Raw genomic sequence first — 19,295 nt, 5'->3', positions numbered from 1 at the left:
TATGAATGCTCTGACGGACGTCAGTGCCCCAACTGCCGCGCAACCCAGTGCAGCACCGGGAACACCACGGCCCACAGCAGCGCGAGGCCGATCAAGGTAGGCGCTGTGCCGTAGCCGAAACTCACACCGGCCAACTGGCTGCCCGCGTAATACGACAAGGGCCCGGCCGCCGCGCCCAACACGCTGGCACGCCACCAGGGGCGTGCGGTCCACGCCAGGCAATGGCGCAAAGTGGTCGCGAGCAATGCCCACAGCAGCACCAGCCAGAATGGAATCAGCGGCCCGGGCAGGCTGAAATGAAACACACCAAAGGTGCGCAACGAGGTGTCGATCACCGTACCGAGCAAGGTCACGGCGAGGATCACTTGGCCTTCCTCGGCCCAGGAACTTGTCCACAGCAAATGAATGGCCAGCGCGGCGAGCCCTACCAGCAGCCAGCGGCTGTCGCCACCGAGTACACAGGCAAACCAGCCGCCTTGGAACAGCGCGGCATTGACCAGCGGTTTAAGCACTGAAGCGCCCGAGCAAGGGCGGGTTGATCGCCGCAGGCTTGGCCAGCAGCAACTGCGCGGTCCCAATCGTTCGTTCCATGAATCCCCCTTCGCAGTAGCACAGGTAGAACTCCCACAAGCGCAGGAAGTACTCATCGTAGCCCAACTCGGCGAGGCGACCATGGGCGCGGCGAAAGTTCTCGTGCCACAGGCGCAGGGTTCGCGCGTAGTGCAGGCCGAAATCCTCCATGTGCAGCAGGTTCATGTCGGTGTCGCGGCTGACAATGTGCAGCATGTTCTGCACACAGGGCAGCGCGCCACCGGGGAAGATGTAACGCTGAATGAAGTCGACACTGTTCTTGGCCTGCTCGAAGCGCTGTTCGCGAATGGTGATGGCTTGCAGCAACATCAGGCCGTCAGCCTTGAGCAGGTGGGCGCATTGCTTGAAGTAGGTCGGCAGGAAGCGGTGGCCCACGGCCTCGATCATCTCGATGGAGACCAGCTTGTCGTATTGGCCGGTGAGGTCGCGATAGTCCTGCAGCAACAGGGTCACCTGGTCGTTCAGGCCCAGGGTGTCGATGCGTTTTTCGGTGTAGGCAAACTGCTCCTTGGACAAGGTCGTGGTGGTGACCTTGCAGCCATAGTGCTGGGCCGCATACAGCGCCATGCTGCCCCAGCCGGTGCCGATTTCCAGCAAGTGGTCAGTCGGCTTGAGCGCGAGCTTCTGGCAGATGCGTTCCAGTTTGTTCAACTGGGCCTGTTCCAAGGTGTCGTCGGGAGTAAGAAATTGCGCCGCCGAATACATCATCGTCGGGTCGAGGAATTCTTCGAACAGGTCATTGCCCAGGTCGTAGTGGGCGGCAATATTTTTCTGCGAGCCTTTGCGCGTGTTGCGGTTGAGCCAGTGCAGGCCCTGGGTGAACGGGCGAGCCAGTCGTGCCAGGCCGCCCTCCATCGCGTCCAGAACATCCAGGTTGCTGACCATCACGCGCACCACGGCGGTGAGGTCCGGGCTGCTCCAGTAGCCGTGGATAAACGCCTCGCCCGCACCGATGGAGCCGTTGGCCGCCACCAGGCCCCATACGGCCGAATCGAGGATCTGGATTTCCCCCAGCAGGTGCGCTTCCCGGGCGCCGAACACTTGGCGTTCGCCGTCTTCGATCACCACCAACTGGCCATGGCGCAGCTGGCTGAGTTGGCGCAGCACCGCCTTACGCAGCAGCGCGGTGGTCATGCCGTTGACGTTCAGGCGGTTGGCCTTGACCGATAAGCTAGGGGTTTTCATGGCGGCGATCCTTGGTATACCCGACTGCGGTGCGAGAGGCGCCATCGGCGGCCCGGTGGGAAAAAATCGGTGTGCGTTTGAGCAACAGGCGCAGGGCCTGCCAGTAAATCGCCAGGCACGTCTTGGCGGTCATCCACGGAAAGCGCCACAGGTAGCGGTGCAGGCTGGCGCGGCTCAGGGCTTCTTTTTGCAGGTTCAGGGTGGCGTCGAAGACTTTAAAGTCGCCTTGCCAGTCGGCCATGTGCACACCGAGCTTGGCGGCGGGCGGGCTGAAACTCATGCGGTATTCCAGCTCGCGCGGCAAAAACGGCGACACATGAAAGGCCTTGGCCACGGAAAAATGCTGGTGCTCATCGGCACCCAGCGCCTGGGCGGGCAGCACGTAGTGATAGCGCTCGCGCCAGGGGGTGTTGGTCACTTCACACAAGATCGCAGCCAGTTGTCCGTCGGCCTCGAAACAGTAGAAGAAACTCACAGGGTTAAAAGCCAGGCCCCAACTGCGGGCCTGGGTCAGTAGGCAGATTACGCCCTGGGGTGTACGCCCCAGTGCCTTGCCGACTTCGTGGCGCACGGCATCGGTCAAGCTCATGCCGTGGCGCGTCAATTCACGCAGGTAATCCTGCTGGCGAAAGCCGAAGGGCGCCAGACGGCTCGCGCCGGCCAGGGGCGAGAGCCCGAGCACTTCGTCTTGTTCGCTCAAATCCAGGTACAGCAGGCCAATGCGGTAACGAAACGCGTGGGCCTTGGGCGCGAACCGCCGATGGGCGATCCAGCCGCTGTACAGGGCGCTGTTCACAGGCGCTCTCCAAAGGCTTCGGCCACACGCAAGGCGCTGGTCACGCCGTCTTCGTGGAAACCGTTGGCCCAGTAGGCGCCGCAATAAAAGGTATTGCGCGTGCCGTGCAACTCTTGCCAGCGCGATTGGGCAGCCACGGCCGCCAGGCTGTATTGCGGGTGTGCGTAGGTGTAGCGGGCAAGGATCTTGAGCGGGTTGATCATCGGCGTCTGGTTGAGGCTGACGCAAAAGGTGGTGGCGCTGTCGATGCCTTGCAGGATGTTCATGTCGTAGGTCACGGCCGCCTGGGTCTGCACGCTGCCGGTCAGCCGGTAATTCCAACTGGCCCAGGCCAGTTTGCGGTCCGGCAGCAGGCGGGTGTCGGTGTGCAGCACCACATCGTTGTCGGCATAAGGCAGGGCACCGAGAATCTCTTGTTCGGCCTGGCTCGGGTCGGCGAGCAGGGCCAGGGCCTGATCGCTGTGGCAGGCAAACACCACCCGATCAAAGGTTTCGCGGCCGGCCGGGCTGTGGATAACCACGCCATCGTCTGTGCGCTCGACGTTATGCACAGGGCAATTGAGGCGCACCTGCTCGCGAAAACTGCGGGTGAGCGGTTCGATATAGCTGCTGGAACCGCCCTCGATCACGCACCACTGTGGCCGGTTGTTCACCGAGAGCAAACCGTGGTTCTTGAAGAAGCGCACGAAGAACTGCAAGGGAAACCCCAGCATGTCGGCCAGGGACATCGACCAGATCGCCGCGCCCATCGGCACGATGTAGTGCCGGATAAATCGCGGGCCGTAGCCCCCGGCCTGGAGGTAGTCGCCCAGGGTCATCTCGGCACTGATGCGTTGCTCTTGCAGGTCCAGCGGCGCCTGGCGATTGAAGCGCAAGATGTCGCGCAACATGCCCCAGAACCCCGGAGACAAAATATTGCTGCGCTGGGCGAACAGGCTGTTGAGGTTATTGCCGTTGTACTCGAAGCCTTCGTTCTGGTCACACACCGAAAAGCTCATCTCGGTGGGTTTGAAGGTCACCCCGATCTGTCCCAACAAGCGAATGAAGTTGGGGTAGGTCCAGTCGTTGAACACGATGAAGCCGGTGTCCACCGCGTAGCTTTTATCCTCCACGGTCACGTTGACCGTGTGGGTATGCCCGCCGATGCGCTCGCCCGCTTCGAACAGCGTGATGTCGTGGTTACGGTTGAGCAGGTAAGCACTGGTCAACCCGGCAATCCCGCTGCCTACAATCGCGATCTTCACAGGTCATCCTTCTGCGGCGGCGGGCTGCGCAGCATGCGTTTGCCGATGATCAACTGCGCGCGGTTGGGCAGTTTCGACAAGGGCCACAAGGTGGCAATGAACAGCGCCGGGAAGGCGATTTCCAACGGGCGTTTTTCCAGCTTGGCAAAGATGTGCCGGGCGGCCTTGCCGGCAGGCCAGCTCAGAGGCATGGGGAAATCATTGCGCTCGGTCAGTGGTGTTTCGACGAAGCCTGGGCTGATCACCGTGACGTCGATGTTTTCCGGCGACAGGCTGATACGCAGCGATTCAAACAGGTAACGCAGCCCGGCCTTGGACGCGCCATAGGCTTCGGCGCGTGGCATCGGCAGGTAGGTCACGGCGCTGGCAACGCCCACCAGGTGCGGCGTTTGCCCGGCGCGCAACAGGGGCAGCGCGGCTTCGATGCAGTAACTGCTGGCCAGCAGGTTGGTGCGCACCACGTGCTCGATGATCGATGAGTCGAACTGCCGAGCGTCCACGTATTCACAGGTGCCGGCGTTGAGTATCACGGTGTCGAGCGCGCCCCAGGCCGCGCCGATGCGTTCGCCGATCTCGCGCACGGTCTGGCTGTTGGTCAGGTCGCCGGCCACCACCAGCACCTGCCCCGGGTAGCGCTGGGCGAGGGCTTCCAGCGGGCCTATGGTGCGTGAGCCGAGGGCGACATGGGCGCCGCTGTTGAGCAGCTCCACGGCCAGCGCGGCACCGATGCCACTGCTGGCGCCGGTCAGCCAATAACGACGTGGCGGTACACGGCTCATCCCATTCTCCTTTTCAGCCAGCTGACCACACTGCCCAGCACGGGCAAGTGTTCGTAGAGCATTGCGCCGGCGTCGAAATAATCGCGATGGCGGTAGACCTTGTCGCGCCACATCAGGTGCGAGCAACCTTCCACTCGGATCACCTTGCCATTGGCCAGGCGCGGGTGACAAAAACTCATTTTCCAGCGCAGGTAGCCTTCGCCTTCGGCCACCTGGTCGAAGCCGTGGAAGTCGAAGCGCAACTGGCTGACGTTGCTGTACAGGTCGGCAAAGTAGCGGTGCATCGCAGGCAGGCCGTGAACCTCGTGCAGCGGGTCGGCGAAGGCGATGTCCTTGCTGTACAGGCTGTCGAGCAGGTGCAGGTTGTGCTTGTCCAGCGTGGCAAACGCCTGGGCGAACCGGCGCAGGAAGTCACTCATGTGCACCTCCGACGGCTTCACGTGAAGGCAGGCTGCGGAAGGCCGCCAATGCCCGCTCCCGTGATTTCTTCAGGTCGACGATCGCACGCGGGTAGTCCGCCACGCCGAACAGGCCGCCGACCGCCTCGGGGTTGTGCACTTCCTTTTTATTCAGCGCGGCCAGTTCGGGCAGCCAGCGCTTGATGAACACGCCTTCGCTGTCGAATTTCTCCGACTGGCTCAGCGGGCTGAAGATGCGGAAATAAGGTGCCGAGTCAGTGCCGGTGGACGAACTCCATTGCCAGCCGCCGTTATTCGCCGCCAGGTCGCCGTCGATCAGGTGGCGCATGAAGAAACGCTCACCTTCGCGCCAGTCGATCAGCAGGTTCTTGGTCAGGAACATCGCCACCACCATGCGCAGGCGGTTGTGCATCCAGCCGGTTTCGAGCAACTGGCGCATGGCGGCGTCGATGATCGGCAAGCCGGTACGCGCCTCCTGCCAGGCGGCGAGGTCCTTGGGCGCATTGCGCCAGGCCACGGCTTCGGTCTCGGGGCGGAACGCACGGTGGCGCGACACTCGTGGGTAACCGACAAGGATGTGTTTGTAGAACTCACGCCACAGCAGCTCGTTGATCCAGGTGATGGCGCCCATGTCGCCGCTTTCGAACTCCCCCTGATTGGTTTGCAAGGCGGCATGCAGGCACTGGCGTGGCGACACCACGCCAGCAGCCAGGTACGCCGAAAGCTGGCTGGTGCCGGGCTTGGCCGGGAAGTCGCGTTCGTCCTTGTAGTAGCTGATCTGCTGGTCGGCGAAGGCGTCGAGGCGGCGGCGCGCTTCGTCTTCACCGGCCGGCCAGAGGGCGCGCAAGCTGTCGCTGGGCGGCTCGAAGCCGTCGACGGTTTCAGGGATCGGGTCGCTGTGGATGGCGGTTTTTGCCTGGGCCTTTGGCGTGGCCACCAAGCGTGGCAAAGCGCTGTGCAGGCGGGTGTAGCAGACCTTGCGGAACTGGCTGAACACCTGGAAATAGGTGCCGGTTTTGGTCAAGACGCTGCCGGGTTGGAAAAACAGTTGGTCCAGATAGCTGTGGAACGTCACACCGTCGGCTTCCAGGGTCTTGGCCACGGCGGCATCGCGGCGGCTTTCGTGAATGCCGTATTCCTCGTTGACGTGCACCGATTCCGCCGACAACTCGCGGCACAGTGTGCTCAGCACGCCGGGCGCCTGGTCCCAGGTGGCGCAAGTGCGGATCAACAGCGGAATATTCAGTGCGCCGAGTGCCTGGCTCAGGTGCGTCAGGTTGCGCAGCCAGAAGTCCACTTTGCACGGGGCATCATCGTGGGCCAGCCATTGTCCGGGCGTGATCAGGTACACGGCCGCGATCAGGCCCCGCTGGCTCGCGGCGGCCAGGGCGGTGTTGTCGTGTAGGCGCAGGTCGGTGCGCAGCCAGATCAAATGCATTTAAACGATTCCACGCTGGATCAGTATCTGGTGAGCCGACAACGGATCTTCGGCCACGAACAATTCAGGGATGTCACGGGTTAATACGGCCAGCTCGGCTTTGTGGATGCATACCGTTGGTCCGGTTATCAGTTTTGGGCAACTCACGCCGCCGAACAGTTTGGCCAGGGCCGACAGGTGCAGGGCTTTGCTCGAATACAGCAGAACCGCACGGGGTTGCAGGTGTTCCACCGCCAGGGCCAACTCGCCCGCCGGTAATGGCCAATCGAAGACTTCCACCGGGCAGTCGGCACTGCTCGCCAGCCAGGCGCTGAGCCACAGGTGTGGCTCCAGGGGCAGGTCCGAATGATTGACCAGCAACAGCGGCGCGCCTTGGAGCTGACGGTTGTTGTGGTAGATGCGTGCGCCGAACTTGCTGCGCAGCCAGGACAAGAAAAACACCCGCTCCATCTGGGCGCCAAACTGGCCCTGCCAGCGTTGTTCCAGTTCCTGGAGCAGCGGCAGCATCAATTGCTCACATAAGGTGCGCGGCGGGTACAGCGCCATGGCCTGGTTGAACGCGTCGTCGACCCGGCGCTCGGCCAGTTCGCTGATGGCGGTCACCAGGTTCTGGCGCAAGGCATGCCATTCGTTTTCGACGGCGTCGGGGTTGGCTTGCGCGGAGTCGATCAGGCCTTTCACCTGGCTGACCGGTACGCCGCGATTGAGCCACGTCAGAATGGTGTGAATACGTTGAACATGCTCGGCGCTGAACAGTCGGTGCCCCTTGGGCGTGCGTTGGGGCACGATCAGCCCGTAGCGGCGCTCCCAGGCGCGCAGGGTCACGGCGTTGACGCCGGTCTGGCGCGCCACTTCGCGGATCGGCAACCAGCCGTCTTCAAGGGCTTTGGCAATGTCTTCGCCGGGTTCGTCTTGCAGGGCAGGTTTCATAGGTTAGATCGCGTTTCGCAGGCTGAGATTTTCCGGATGCGGTTGCAGGTAGGCCTGCTGCGCGATGTAGCGGTCCGGGTGTTGGCGAAAATAGTGTTTGAGCAGGGTCAGCGGCACCACCAGCGGCACGATGCCATGGCGGTACTGGCCGATGACGGTTTGCATTTCCTGCTTGTCGTCGGCGCTGATGGCCTGCTTGAGGTAGCCGCTGATGTGTTGCAGCACGTTGGTGTGGGTGCCGCGGGTGGCGCATTTTTTCAGGCCGGTCATCAGGTCGCTGAAATAGCCGTCGGCCAACGCTTCGAGGTGGGTGTCCTTGCTCATGCTGCCCAGCAGGTGGCCGAGGCTTTTGTAGTGCACCGGGCTGTGGGCCATAAGCAAGTATTTGTAGCGAGAGTGGAAAGCCAGCAAGCCATGACGGGTCAGGCCGCTGGCGCGCAATTGCTGCCAGCTGGCATATACGAAGACGCGGGTCAGGAAGTTTTCCCGCAGCACCGGGTCATTCAGGCGGCCGTCTTCTTCCACGGGCAGGTTGGGGTGACGGGCGCAAAAGGCCTGGGCATAGATACCGCGCCCGCCGCCGTCCACCGGGGTGCCGTTGTCGCGATACACCTTGACCCGCTCCAGGCCACAGGACGGTGACTTCTGCATGAAGATGTAGCCGCACAGGTCGGTGTGTTCCGCCGCCATCTGCTGGCCGTAGGCATCCAGTGGCTGGGTGACGTTGAGGTCACGGTGCACGGTGCCGACGGCTTGGGGTTGGGCAGGATCGCCGACCAGGCGGATTGGCTCGCGGGGGATGCCCAGGCCGATGGCGACTTCGGGGCACAGTGGCACGAAGTCGAAGTAGTCAGCGAGGGTCTGGCTGCACAGCAGGGATTGTTTGTGGCCGCCGTTGAAGCGTACGTTCTCGCCTAGCAGGCAGGCGCTGATGGCGATCTTCGGCTTTCCGATGGTGGACATGGTCAAACCCCTGCTGGATTCCTGTACAAGACAAAAAAATTGTACAACTAAATCTCATCATAGATTTGATGCTGTACAAGTCAAATATTTTGTACAAGTATTTGCGGAGTGTTACTTCCAGCCCATCCGCCAGGCTTCGGCATTTTGCAGGGTTTGCCAGGCCAGGCGTTCAGCGCGTCGGGTCATTACGGCTTGCAGCTCGATTTCCAGCACGGTGCCTTCTTCGTCACGAAACAGCTCGGTGACCAGGAAGTGTTTTTCCTTGTTGCGAGGATGGGCTGCCGTCCACTTCGACAGCAGCAATTTGGCCGGGTTGACGCGGTTCATTGCAGGTGTTCGATCAGGCGCCGCGCGGCTTCCTGGCCGCTGAGCCATGCCCCTTCGACCCGGCCCGAGAGGCACCAGTCGCCGCACACATACAAGCCCAAGTCTGCGTCAGCCAACACGCCAAATTCGTGGCTGCTGGACGGCCGCGCATACAGCCAGCGGTGCGCGAGGCTGAAGGACGGCGCCGGCATGGCGCTGTGCAGCAGTTCGGCGAAGGCACCGTGCAGGTGTTCAATCACCGCTTCTTTGGGTAAGTCCAGGTGCGCCTTGCTCCAGGCGCTGGTGGCGTGCAGCACCCAAGTGTCCAGGGTGGTGTCACGTCCGGGCTTGCTGCGGTTGCGGGCCAGCCAATCGAGAGGGCTGTCCTGGACGAAGCAGCCTTCCATGGGGGTATCCAGTGGTTTGTCGAACGCCAGGGCAATGGCCCAGGTCGGATCCATCTTCACGCCAGCGGCGGCGCTCGCCAGTTTGGGCGCAGCGGCCAGCAAGGCTGTGGCTTGGGGGGCTGGCGTGGCGATGACCACATGGCTGAAGGGGCCGTGGTTGCCGCCGTCGGCATCCAGCAGGTTCCAGTGGTGGGTGCCCTGGAACACTTCGGTGATACGGCAGCCGAACGCCACCGGCAGGTCATCAAGCAGGGCGCGGGTGATGGCGCTCATGCGGGGCGTGCCGACCCAGCGGATTTGTTCATCGGGGGAGGGGGTGAGTTGGCCGGACTTGAAGTTGTACAGCTGGGGTTTCCATTGCTCGGCCCAACCGTTGCTTTGCCAGCGTTGCACTTCGTTGACGAAGCGCCGGTCGCGGGCGGTGAAGTACTGTGCGCCCATGTCCAAGGCGCCGGCATCGCTGCGCTTGCTGGACATGCGGCCACCACTGCCGCGGCTTTTATCGAAGAGTTGTACAACATGCCCCGCGTCTCGTAACGCTCGGGCGGCTGAGAGACCGGCGATGCCGGTGCCGATGATCGCGATGGGAACAGTCATGGGAGGCCTCGTTTTACCGTTGGGTACAGACTACGCCGACACCAATAGCTGTACAATATTGTTTTTTGGTATAAGTTTTGGCATGCCTGTTCTAACGGTGTGACCTATGGTTAAAGCTGAGGCTTAGCCAACGTTACGCCCGTTTACAAATGATCCCTTTCTATAAAATAGACCAGTGATCGACGGCGAACGTTACATCAGGAGTGTCCCATGCATATTTTGCTGACCGGCGGTACGGGTCTGATCGGCCGCCAACTGTGCCAACGCTGGCTGGCGCAGGGGCATCAACTCACGGTATGGAGCCGTGAGCCGGAGACGGTCGCCAAATGGTGTGGTGCTCAAGTGCTGGGCGTCGGCCGTCTGCAAGAGGTGATCGGCCCGGTGGATGCGGTCATCAACCTGGCGGGTGCGCCGATCGCGGATCGCCCCTGGACCCGCAAGCGCAAGGCGTTGCTGTGGAGCAGCCGCATTAGCCTCACCGAAACCCTGCTGGCGTGGATCGAGGGTTTGGAGCACAAACCCGCCGTGCTGATATCGGGTTCTGCGGTGGGCTGGTACGGCGACGGCGGTGAACGCGAACTGACCGAGGCAAGCGGCCCGGTGCAGGATGACTTCCCCAGCCAGCTGTGTATCGCCTGGGAGGAAACCGCCCTGCGCGCCGAGGCCTTGGGTGTGCGTGTGGTGCTGGTGCGCACCGGCCTGGTGCTGGCGGCGCAGGGCGGCTTTTTGTCGCGGCTGCTGCTGCCGTTCAAGCTGGCGCTGGGCGGGCCGATCGGCGATGGTCGGCAGTGGATGCCGTGGGTGCATATCAAGGATCAAATCGCCCTGATTGATTTTCTTCTGCACAAGAACGACGCCAGCGGTCCTTATAATGCGTGCGCGCCACACCCGGTGCGCAACCGCGAGTTTGCCAAGACCTTGGGCCAGGTGCTGCACCGCCCTGCGTTCATGCCGATGCCGGCGTTTGCGCTGAAGGTCGGGTTGGGCGAGTTGTCCGGGTTGTTGCTGGGCGGGCAGAAAGCGCTCCCCGAACGCTTGCTGGCGGCCGGTTTCACTTTTCAGTTCACAGAGTTGCACGCGGCCCTGGAAGACCTGTCCAGCCGCCTCTAGCCATAGGATGTTGCATGACGGATCACGCGTTGTTACTGGTCAACCTGGGTTCACCGGCGTCCACCTCGGTGGCCGATGTGCGCAGCTACCTCAATCAATTCCTGATGGACCCCTACGTGATCGACCTGCCGTGGCCGGTGCGGCGTTTGCTGGTGTCGCTGATCCTGATCAAGCGCCCCGAGCAATCGGCCCACGCCTACGCGTCCATCTGGTGGGACGAGGGCTCGCCGCTGGTGGTGCTCAGCCGCCGCCTGCAACAGCAGATGACTTCGCAGTGGAGCCACGGCCCGGTGGAGTTGGCGATGCGTTATGGCGAGCCTTCCATTGAAAGCGTGCTGACCCGCCTCGCCGCCCAGGGCATTCGCAAGGTGACGCTGGCGCCGCTGTACCCACAGTTTGCCGACAGCACCGTGACCACGGTGATTGAAGAAGCCAAGCGGGTGGTGCGCGACAAGAAGCTCGACCTGCAATTTGCCACCTTGCAACCGTTTTACGATCAACCCGAATACCTCGACGCCCTGGTGGCGAGCGCCAGGCCGCATTTGCAGCAAGACTACGACCACCTGCTGTTCAGCTTCCACGGGCTGCCCGAACGGCACCTGCAAAAACTCAACCCGGGGCATTCCTTCGACGGCGCCACCGATTGCTGTGTGGATGCATCGCCCCAAGTGCGTGCCACCTGCTATCGCGGGCAGTGCTTCAGTGTGGCGCGTGACTTTGCGGCGCGCATGGGCTTGCCCGAAGACAAATGGTCGGTGGCTTTCCAGTCACGCCTGGGTCGGGCCAAGTGGATCGAGCCTTACACCGAGGCCCGCCTGGAAACCCTGGCCCAGCAAGGTGTGAAAAAGCTGCTGGTGATGTGCCCGGCGTTTGTCGCCGATTGCATCGAGACGCTTGAAGAGATCGGCGATCGCGGGCTGGAACAATTCCGCGAGGCGGGAGGCGAGGAGTTGGTGCTGGTGCCGTGCCTCAATGACGACCCGCAGTGGGCGAAAGCGTTGAATGCCTTGTGCGAAAAAGCACCAGTGTCGCTATAGCTGAAGCCAGTGAAGATCAAAATGTGGGAGCGGGCTTGCCCGCGATGGGGGCGTGTCAGTCGATAGATTTGTTGGCTGATGCACCGCTATCGCGGGCAAGCCCGCTCCCACATTAGCCCTCCCACATTTTTTTACCGTGTTTACAGGTTAAGGGTGAGGCTGACGGTCAGGTTGCGCGGTTCGCCCGGGTTGACCCAGTAGCTGCTGTAGGACCGCTCGTAGTACTTCTCATCAAACAGGTTGTTGAGGTTCAGGCCCAGGGTGACGTTCTGCGTCGCCTTATAATGGGCGAGCAAGTCGACGGTGTGGTAAGCCGGTAGCTCAAAGCTTCCGCCTGCTTCGCCGGAGCGATCGCCCACATAGGTAAACGCCGCACCCAAGTCAGAACCGCGCAATGCGCCGTCCTGAAATTCATACACCCCCAGCAGGCTGCCGCTGCGCTTGGCCACGCCCAGTATCCGGCTGCCGGCTGGAATCGTCTTGTCGCCTTCTGTCACTTCGGCATCGATATAGGCGAACGCGCCGATCACTCGAACAGCGTCTGTCACCTGCCCGGTCATTTGCAGGTCAAACCCTTGGCTGCGTGCTTTGCCCATGGCGCGGTTGAGGTTGGTGGCTGGGTCCAGGGCCAGCACGTTTTCCTTCTCGATATGGAAGGCGGCGAGGGTGGTGCTGAGGCGGTCGTCGAACAGTTCGCTCTTGATCCCCACTTCATAGCCCACGCCTTCTTCGGGTTTGAAGGGTTTTTTGTCGGCGCCCAGTCCGCTGTTGGGTTTGAACGAGGTGGAGGCGTTGGCGAATACGCCGACGTGCGGCGTGAGTTGATACAGCAGGCCCGCGCGCTGGGTGACGGCGTCGTGGGTCTGGTGGCTTTTGGGCGCGCCGGTGAAGTCTTCGATGTGTTGGTCGAAGTGCTCGAAGCGCGCCCCGAGCATGCCGCGCAGGCGGTCGGTGAAGATGATTTGGTCCTGCAGGTTCAGCGCGTGGCTTTTGGTCTGCTCGAAGAAATCGGTGCCCGAGCGCAGGCCGTTGGGTTTGGCCTGGCCGTAGACCGGGTTGTAGAGGTCGATGGCGTAGGGGCTGCCGGCGATGGCGGTCACGCGTTCTTTCTTGCGGTAGTCCTCGTATTCGGTGCCGATCAGCAGCTCGTGTTGCCAGCTGCCAACGTCAAACAGCCCGCGCAGTTCAAGCTGGGTGATGCTGTCGTGCCAACCGGTGGAGCGCTCGCGGTAGCGACGGTTGACGGTATGCCCATCGGCGTTGAGTGCGCGGCTTTCCGATGCGTCACCCCACAGGCTGCCTTGTTTGTAGTGGCTGGCCAGGCGCAGTTTCCAGGCGTCGTTGAGGTGGTGTTCGAGGGCCGCCTGGAGGCGGTTGTTGTGGTTGCGGATGTCGCCATCGTTGGGCTCGCCGAGGAAGGTTCTGCGCGATACCCCGGGGGCGTCGACGATGCCGCGGTCGAAGGTGGCGCGATGGCGCACGAATTCGCTTTCGACGAGCAGGCTGGTGTCCGGGTCCAATTGCCAGCTCAAGGACGGTGCGATGAAGATGCGCTTGGCGCCCACGTGGTCGCGAAAGCCGTGGTTGTCTTCGACCGCCAGGTTCACGCGTGATAGCACTCGGCCCTCGGGGTCCAGGGGCGTGTTCACATCCAGGGCGGTGCGATAGCGGTCCCAGCTGCCGGCGCTGGTTTGCAGGGTGGTGAAGGCGTCGGGCTGGGGTTTTTTGGTGACGATGTTCACGGTGCCGCCTGGGTCGCCACGCCCGTACAGGCTGGCGGCCGGGCCTTTGAGTACTTCAATGCGCTCGATATTGGCGGTGTCCGGTGTGCTCGGGTAGCCGCGGTTGGCGCTGAAACCGTCCACGTAGAACTCCGAGGTGGTGAAGCCGCGCACGCTGTATTCGTAAAGTGTCAGGCCGCCGAAGTTGTTTTGCTTGGACACGCCGCCAGCAAATTCCAGCGCGCGTTCCACACTGGTGCTGCCCAAGTCCTTGAGTACGCTGGCAGGAATAACGCTGATGGATTGTGGGATGTCGCGCAGGGCCGTGTCGGTTTTGGTCGCACTGGCGGAGCGGGTGGCGCGATAGCCGTTGACCGGGCCAGTGGCGGACTCGTAAGCGTCAGAGGTGACGCTGATGGTGTCCAGTTCAACGGTGTTGTCTTCGGCGTAGGCGGGGTCGAGCAGCAAACCCAAGGCCAGGCCAGCCAAGGGGGCAAACTTTCGAGACGGCATGATAGAGCGTTCCAATAGCGATATTGAAATAATATAACATGCCTAATGAGAATGAATCGCTTCGAAACATTGCCTTACAGGTGCCCGCAAACGAGCACCTGTTCGCGGGCGTTATTCCTCTTCTTTCACCGGCGCAGGTGGTGGGCGCAGGCCGATTTCGGCCATCAGCTTGATCTCTTTGCCGTTGCGCATGACCTGGATCGCCACCTTGTCGGTCGGTTTGATCCGTGCCACCTGGTTCATCGACTTGCGGCCGTCACCGGCCGGCTCGCCATCGATGTTCAGGATCACATCACCCAATTGCAGGCCGGCTTTCTGCGCCGGGCCGTCGCGGAAAATCCCCGCGACCACAATGCCCGGGCGCCCGGTCAGGCCAAACGATTCGGCCAGTTCCTTGGTCAGCGGTTGCACTTCAATCCCCAGCCAGCCGCGAATCACCTGGCCGTGTTCGATGATCGACTTCATCACCTCCATGGCCAGCTTCACCGGGATCGCAAACCCGATGCCTTGTGAACCACCGGACTTGGAGAAAATGGCGGTGTTGATACCGGTCAGGTTGCCATTGGCATCCACCAGTGCACCCCCGGAGTTGCCCGGGTTGATCGCCGCGTCGGTCTGGATGAAGTCTTCGTAGCTGTTGAGCCCCAGCTGGTTACGCCCGGTGGCGCTGATGATGCCCATGGTGACGGTCTGGCCCACACCGAACGGGTTGCCGATCGCCAGCGCCACGTCGCCTACGCGCAACGCTTCGGAGCGGCCGATGGTGATCGACGGCAGGCTCTTGAGATCGATCTTGAGCACGGCGAGATCGGTTTCCGGGTCGCTGCCGACCACGCGGGCCAGGGTTTCGCGGCCATCGCGCAGGGCTACCACGATCTGGTCGGCACCGGTGGTCACGTGGTTGTTGGTGAGGATGTAACCCTCGGGGCTCATGATCACCCCGGAACCCAGGCTGGACTCCATGCGGCGCTGCTTGGGCCCGTTGTCACCGAAATAGCGGCGGAATTGTGGGTCTTCAAACAACGGGTGAGCCGGCTTGTTGATGACCTTGGTGGTGTACAGGTTGACCACGGCGGGGGCAGCGATCACGACGGCGTCCGCGTAGGTCACCGGGCCTTGCACCACGGCGCTGGTCTGCGGGGCCTGTTGCAGGTTCACATCAAGGCTGGGCAAGCCTACAAACTCGGGGAAGCGCTGAATGATCAGCATCGCGATCAGCACGCCAGCCAACAATGGCCATCCAAAAAAACGCAGTGCCTTGAGCATCAAGTAAGTCCTGACAGGTTGCAGGGGGCGGGAGAGCGCCCATAATGTCGCGCATTATACGAGGCTGCGAGCGCCTCGGAACGGGATATTTAGGAGTCTTTTATGGCCGTCCCCCTTAGCACCCTCGTCGAGGAAGCGGACCGCTACCTCGGCAGCGCAAAAATTGCCGATTATTGCCCCAATGGCCTGCAGGTCGAAGGCCGCCCGCAGGTGATGCGCATCGTCAGTGGCGTGACCGCCAGCCAAGCCCTGCTGGACGCGGCCGTCGAAGCCCAGGCTGATCTGATCCTGGTGCACCACGGTTATTTCTGGAAAGGCGAGAACCCCTGCATCACCGGCATGAAGCAGCGCCGCCTGAAGACGCTGCTCAAGCACGACATCAGCCTGCTGGCCTATCACCTGCCGCTGGACCTGCACCCCGACGTCGGCAACAACGTGCAACTGGCCCGCCAGTTGGACATCACCGTCGAAGGCCCGCTGGACCCGAGCAACCCCAAGGTCGTCGGCCTGGTTGGTTCCCTCGCCGAGCCACTGTCACCCCGCGACTTCGCGCGGCGTGTGCAGGACGTCATGGGGCGCGAGCCGCTGCTGATCGAAGGCAGTGAAATGATCCGCCGCGTCGGCTGGTGCACGGGCGGTGGCCAGGGCTATATCGACCAGGCGATTGCAGCAGGCGTCGACCTCTTCATCAGTGGTGAGGCCTCAGAGCAAACCTTTCACAGCGCGCGCGAAAACGACGTCAGTTTCATCGCGGCTGGCCACCACGCCACCGAGCGTTATGGCGTGCAGGCGCTGGGCGATTACCTGGCACGGCGCTTTGCCTTGGAGCATCTGTTCATCGATTGCCCCAACCCCATTTGATCACCCCGTAGGCGCCGGCTTGCCGGTGATGAGGCCCTTGGAGAATGCATCGATGTATCGGCCGCCATCGCCGGCAAGCCGGCTCCTACAAGGGCTGTGCCCACCGAACGAGGCGGTATATCCATATACCGTTTCGATCTAGTTGGCTCCCTGAATAGAAGCAGGTGCTGTGCTAGCATGCCCCGCTCGAACACGGCCCGCTGGCCGTCCATAAGATCGTTTTCGTGAGTAGCCATGGTCGACAAACTGACGCATCTGAAACAGCTGGAGGCGGAAAGCATCCACATCATCCGCGAGGTCGCCGCCGAGTTCGACAACCCGGTGATGCTCTACTCGATCGGTAAAGACTCCGCCGTGATGCTGCACCTGGCACGCAAGGCCTTTTTCCCGGGCAAGCTGCCGTTCCCGGTGATGCACGTCGACACCCGCTGGAAATTCCAGGAGATGTACAAGTTCCGCGACAAGATGGTCGAAGAGCTGGGCCTGGACCTGATCACCCACGTCAACCCGGACGGCGTGGCGCAGGGCATCAACCCGTTCACCCACGGCAGCGCCAAGCACACCGACATCATGAAGACCGAAGGCCTCAAGCAGGCCTTGGACAAGCATGGTTTCGACGCCGCGTTCGGCGGTGCCCGTCGTGATGAAGAGAAATCCCGTGCCAAAGAGCGCGTGTACTCGTTCCGCGACAGCAAGCACCGCTGGGACCCGAAGAACCAGCGCCCGGAGCTGTGGAACGTCTATAACGGCAACGTCAACAAGGGCGAGTCGATCCGCGTGTTCCCGCTGTCCAACTGGACCGAGCTGGACATCTGGCAGTACATCTACCTGGAAGGCATCCCGATCGTTCCGCTGTACTTCGCCGCCGAACGTGAAGTGATCGAGAAGAACGGCACGTTGATCATGATCGATGACGACCGCATCCTCGAGCACCTGTCCGACGAAGACAAAGCCCGGATCGTCAAAAAGAAAGTCCGTTTCCGTACCCTTGGCTGCTACCCGTTGACGGGCGCGGTGGAGTCCGAAGCCGAGACGCTGACGGACATCATTCAGGAAATGCTCCTGACGCGAACTTCCGAGCGCCAGGGCCGTGTCATCGACCACGATGGTGCAGGCTCGATGGAAGATAAAAAACGTCAGGGTTATTTCTAAGGGGTTGTCATGTCGCACGTATCTGATTTGATCAGCGAGGACATCCTCGCCTACCTGGGCCAGCACGAGCGCAAAGAGATGTTGCGTTTCCTGACCTGCGGCAACGTCGACGACGGCAAGAGCACCCTGATCGGGCGCCTGCTGCACGACTCCAAGATGATCTACGAAGATCACCTGGAAGCCATCACCCGCGATTCGAAGAAAGTCGGCACCACCGGTGACGACATCGACCTGGCGTTGCTGGTCGACGGCCTGCAAGCCGAGCGCGAGCAGGGCATCACCATCGATGTGGCGTACCGCTACTTCTCTACCGCCAAGCGTAAATTCATCATCGCCGACACCCCCGGCCATGAGCAGTACACCCGCAACATGGCCACCGGTGCGTCCACCTGTGACCTGGCAATCATCCTGATCGACGCCCGCTACGGCGTGCAGACCCAGACCCGTCGCCACAGCTTCATCGCCTCGTTGCTGGGCATCAAGCACATCGTGGTGGCCGTCAACAAGATGGACATCAATGGCTTTGACCAGAACGTGTTCGAGTCGATCAAGGCCGATTACCTGAAGTTCGCCGATGGCATCGCCTTCAAGCCAAGCACCCTGGCCTTCGTGCCGATGTCGGCGCTCAAGGGCGATAACGTGGTGAACAAGAGCGAGCGTTCGCCCTGGTACACCGGCCAGTCGTTGATGGAGATCCTCGAAACCGTCGAGATCGCCAACGACCGCAACTACACCGACCTGCGTTTCCCGGTGCAGTACGTCAACCGTCCGAACCTGAACTTCCGCGGTTTCGCCGGCACCCTGGCCAGCGGCATCGTGCACAAGGGCGACGAAGTGGTGGTGCTGCCGTCGGGCAAGAGCAGCCGCGTCAAATCCATCGTCACCTTTGAAGGTGAGCTGGAACACGCAGGGCCAGGCCAGGCCGTGACCCTGACCATGGAAGACGAGATCGACATCTCCCGTGGCGACCTGTTGGTACACGCCGACAACGTGCCGCAAGTGACCGACGCCTTCGACGCCATGCTGGTGTGGATGGCCGAAGAACCGATGCTGCCGGGCAAGAAATACGACATCAAGCGCGCCACCAGCTACGTGCCGGGCTCCATCACCAGCATCGTGCACCGCGTGGACGTGAACACCCTGGCCGAAGGCCCGGCGAGTTCGCTGCAGCTGAACGAGATTGGCCGGGTCAAGGTCAGCCTCGACGCCGCTATCGCCTTGGACGGTTACGACAGCAACCGCACCACCGGTGCGTTTATCGTCATCGACCGCTTGACCAACGGCACCGTGGCAGCGGGCATGATCATCGCGCCACCGGTCAGCCATGGCGGCGCGGCGCAGCACGGCAAGTTGGCCCATGTAGCCACCGAAGAGCGTGCACTGCGCTTCGGCCAGCAACCGGCCACCGTGTTGTTCAGCGGCCTGTCAGGCGCTGGCAAGAGCACCCTGGCCTATGCCGTTGAGCGCAAGCTGTTCGACATGGGCCGTGCGGTGTTCGTGCTCGATGGCCAGAACCTGCGTCACGACCTGAACAAGGGCTTGCCGCAGGACCGTGCCGGCCGCACCGAGAACTGGCGTCGTGCCGCTCACGTGGCGCGTCAGTTCAACGAAGCGGGCTTGCTCACCCTGGCTGCGTTCGTCGCACCGGATGCCGAAGGCCGCGAACAGGCCAAGGCGCTGATCGGCGGCGACCGTCTGCTCACCGTTTACGTACAAGCGTCGCCGCTGGTGTGCGCCGAGCGTGATCCGCAAGGCCTGTACGCTGCGGGTGGGGATAACATCCCGGGCGAGTCCTTCCCGTATGACGTGCCGTTGAACGCCGATCTGGTGATCGACACCCAGGCCCTGTCGCTGGAAGAGAGCGTCAAGCAGGTGCTGGAGCTGTTGCGCAAGCGCGGCGCGATCTAAGCGTCACGCGCACAAAAAAAGCCCGCCACCGATCACTCGGTGGCGGGCTTTTTACATTCTTAAGATTGGGCA

18 protein-coding genes are annotated in these 19,295 nt (G+C 62.1%); 5 read left to right on the top strand and 13 right to left on the bottom strand.

Annotated elements, in window-relative coordinates:
- Nucleotides 1–20: 20 nt before the first annotated feature.
- The 11 genes from M2394_RS07475 to M2394_RS07425 all read right to left on the bottom strand — a co-directional run bounded on the left by M2394_RS07475 (nt 21) and on the right by M2394_RS07425 (nt 9,655).
- Nucleotides 21–512 carry a DUF2878 domain-containing protein gene (locus M2394_RS07475; protein WP_178919202.1) on the bottom strand — a complete coding sequence of 164 codons (492 nt, stop codon included), beginning with the start codon at nt 510–512 and terminating at the stop codon, nt 21–23.
- Entirely contained in the window at nt 505–1,776 is a 1,272-nt protein-coding gene (locus M2394_RS07470; protein ID WP_178919200.1) for a cyclopropane-fatty-acyl-phospholipid synthase family protein, read from the bottom strand. The genes M2394_RS07475 and M2394_RS07470 overlap by 8 nt, the downstream gene beginning before the upstream one ends.
- Nucleotides 1,763–2,572, bottom strand: a complete 810-nt coding sequence (locus tag M2394_RS07465) for a DUF1365 domain-containing protein (RefSeq protein WP_178919198.1) — start codon at nt 2,570–2,572, stop codon at nt 1,763–1,765. The genes M2394_RS07470 and M2394_RS07465 overlap by 14 nt, the downstream gene beginning before the upstream one ends.
- Nucleotides 2,569–3,816 (bottom strand): NAD(P)/FAD-dependent oxidoreductase, encoded by a 1,248-nt coding sequence (locus M2394_RS07460; protein WP_259171994.1) that lies wholly within the window; start codon nt 3,814–3,816, stop codon nt 2,569–2,571. Before M2394_RS07460 ends, M2394_RS07465 begins: the two co-directional genes overlap by 4 nt.
- Nucleotides 3,813–4,595, bottom strand: a complete 783-nt coding sequence (locus M2394_RS07455) for an SDR family oxidoreductase (RefSeq protein WP_259171993.1) — start codon at nt 4,593–4,595, stop codon at nt 3,813–3,815. Before M2394_RS07455 ends, M2394_RS07460 begins: the two co-directional genes overlap by 4 nt.
- Complete coding sequence (locus M2394_RS07450) at nt 4,592–5,014, bottom strand: nuclear transport factor 2 family protein (protein WP_178919193.1); 423 nt, start codon at nt 5,012–5,014, stop codon at nt 4,592–4,594. Before M2394_RS07450 ends, M2394_RS07455 begins: the two co-directional genes overlap by 4 nt.
- On the bottom strand, nt 5,007–6,452 hold the full coding sequence (phrB, locus tag M2394_RS07445; RefSeq protein WP_259171992.1) for a deoxyribodipyrimidine photo-lyase: 1,446 nt from the start codon (nt 6,450–6,452) through the stop codon (nt 5,007–5,009). The genes M2394_RS07450 and phrB overlap by 8 nt, the downstream gene beginning before the upstream one ends.
- Nucleotides 6,453–7,382 carry a MerR family transcriptional regulator gene (locus M2394_RS07440; protein WP_259171991.1) on the bottom strand — a complete coding sequence of 310 codons (930 nt, stop codon included), beginning with the start codon at nt 7,380–7,382 and terminating at the stop codon, nt 6,453–6,455.
- Nucleotides 7,383–7,385: 3 nt separating this feature from the next.
- Nucleotides 7,386–8,345 (bottom strand): DUF523 and DUF1722 domain-containing protein, encoded by a 960-nt coding sequence (locus M2394_RS07435; RefSeq protein WP_259171990.1) that lies wholly within the window; start codon nt 8,343–8,345, stop codon nt 7,386–7,388.
- Between the two features lie 111 nt (nt 8,346–8,456).
- Nucleotides 8,457–8,672, bottom strand: coding sequence for a TIGR02450 family Trp-rich protein (locus M2394_RS07430; RefSeq protein ID WP_178919189.1), 216 nt, complete (start codon nt 8,670–8,672; stop codon nt 8,457–8,459).
- A complete protein-coding gene (locus M2394_RS07425; protein ID WP_178919188.1) occupies nt 8,669–9,655 on the bottom strand; it encodes an NAD(P)/FAD-dependent oxidoreductase in 987 nt (328 codons plus the stop codon). Before M2394_RS07425 ends, M2394_RS07430 begins: the two co-directional genes overlap by 4 nt.
- A gap of 210 nt (nt 9,656–9,865) precedes the next feature.
- On the opposite strand from M2394_RS07425, the gene M2394_RS07420 reads away from it, so the two are divergent.
- Nucleotides 9,866–10,765: a TIGR01777 family oxidoreductase gene (locus M2394_RS07420; protein WP_178919187.1), complete on the top strand. Its 900-nt coding sequence runs from the start codon at nt 9,866–9,868 to the stop codon at nt 10,763–10,765.
- A 14-nt stretch (nt 10,766–10,779) separates the two neighbouring features.
- Nucleotides 10,780–11,802 (top strand): ferrochelatase, encoded by a 1,023-nt coding sequence (gene hemH, locus M2394_RS07415; protein ID WP_259171989.1) that lies wholly within the window; start codon nt 10,780–10,782, stop codon nt 11,800–11,802.
- 140 nt (nt 11,803–11,942) lie between these two features.
- Here the strand turns inward: hemH and M2394_RS07410 are convergent, their stop codons facing one another.
- Entirely contained in the window at nt 11,943–14,036 is a 2,094-nt protein-coding gene (locus M2394_RS07410; RefSeq protein WP_259171988.1) for a TonB-dependent siderophore receptor, read from the bottom strand.
- A gap of 111 nt (nt 14,037–14,147) precedes the next feature.
- Nucleotides 14,148–15,302: a Do family serine endopeptidase AlgW gene (gene algW, locus M2394_RS07405; RefSeq protein ID WP_178919184.1), complete on the bottom strand. Its 1,155-nt coding sequence runs from the start codon at nt 15,300–15,302 to the stop codon at nt 14,148–14,150.
- Between the two features lie 102 nt (nt 15,303–15,404).
- On the opposite strand from algW, the gene M2394_RS07400 reads away from it, so the two are divergent.
- From M2394_RS07400 to cysN, 3 genes are all read left to right on the top strand, one after another.
- Nucleotides 15,405–16,163 (top strand): Nif3-like dinuclear metal center hexameric protein, encoded by a 759-nt coding sequence (locus M2394_RS07400; RefSeq protein WP_259171987.1) that lies wholly within the window; start codon nt 15,405–15,407, stop codon nt 16,161–16,163.
- 234 nt (nt 16,164–16,397) lie between these two features.
- Nucleotides 16,398–17,315 (top strand): sulfate adenylyltransferase subunit CysD, encoded by a 918-nt coding sequence (gene cysD, locus M2394_RS07395; protein ID WP_005784641.1) that lies wholly within the window; start codon nt 16,398–16,400, stop codon nt 17,313–17,315.
- A gap of 9 nt (nt 17,316–17,324) precedes the next feature.
- Entirely contained in the window at nt 17,325–19,223 is a 1,899-nt protein-coding gene (gene cysN, locus M2394_RS07390) for a sulfate adenylyltransferase subunit CysN (protein ID WP_178919180.1), read from the top strand.
- Nucleotides 19,224–19,295: the final 72 nt, after the last annotated feature.

This window comes from Pseudomonas sp. BIGb0164 (genome assembly GCF_024810135.1).
In the GTDB taxonomy this organism is placed as follows: Bacteria; Pseudomonadota; Gammaproteobacteria; order Pseudomonadales; family Pseudomonadaceae; genus Aquipseudomonas.
The sequence above is the reverse complement of the archived record's forward strand: the minus strand, read 5'-3'. Positions and strand labels throughout refer to the sequence as shown.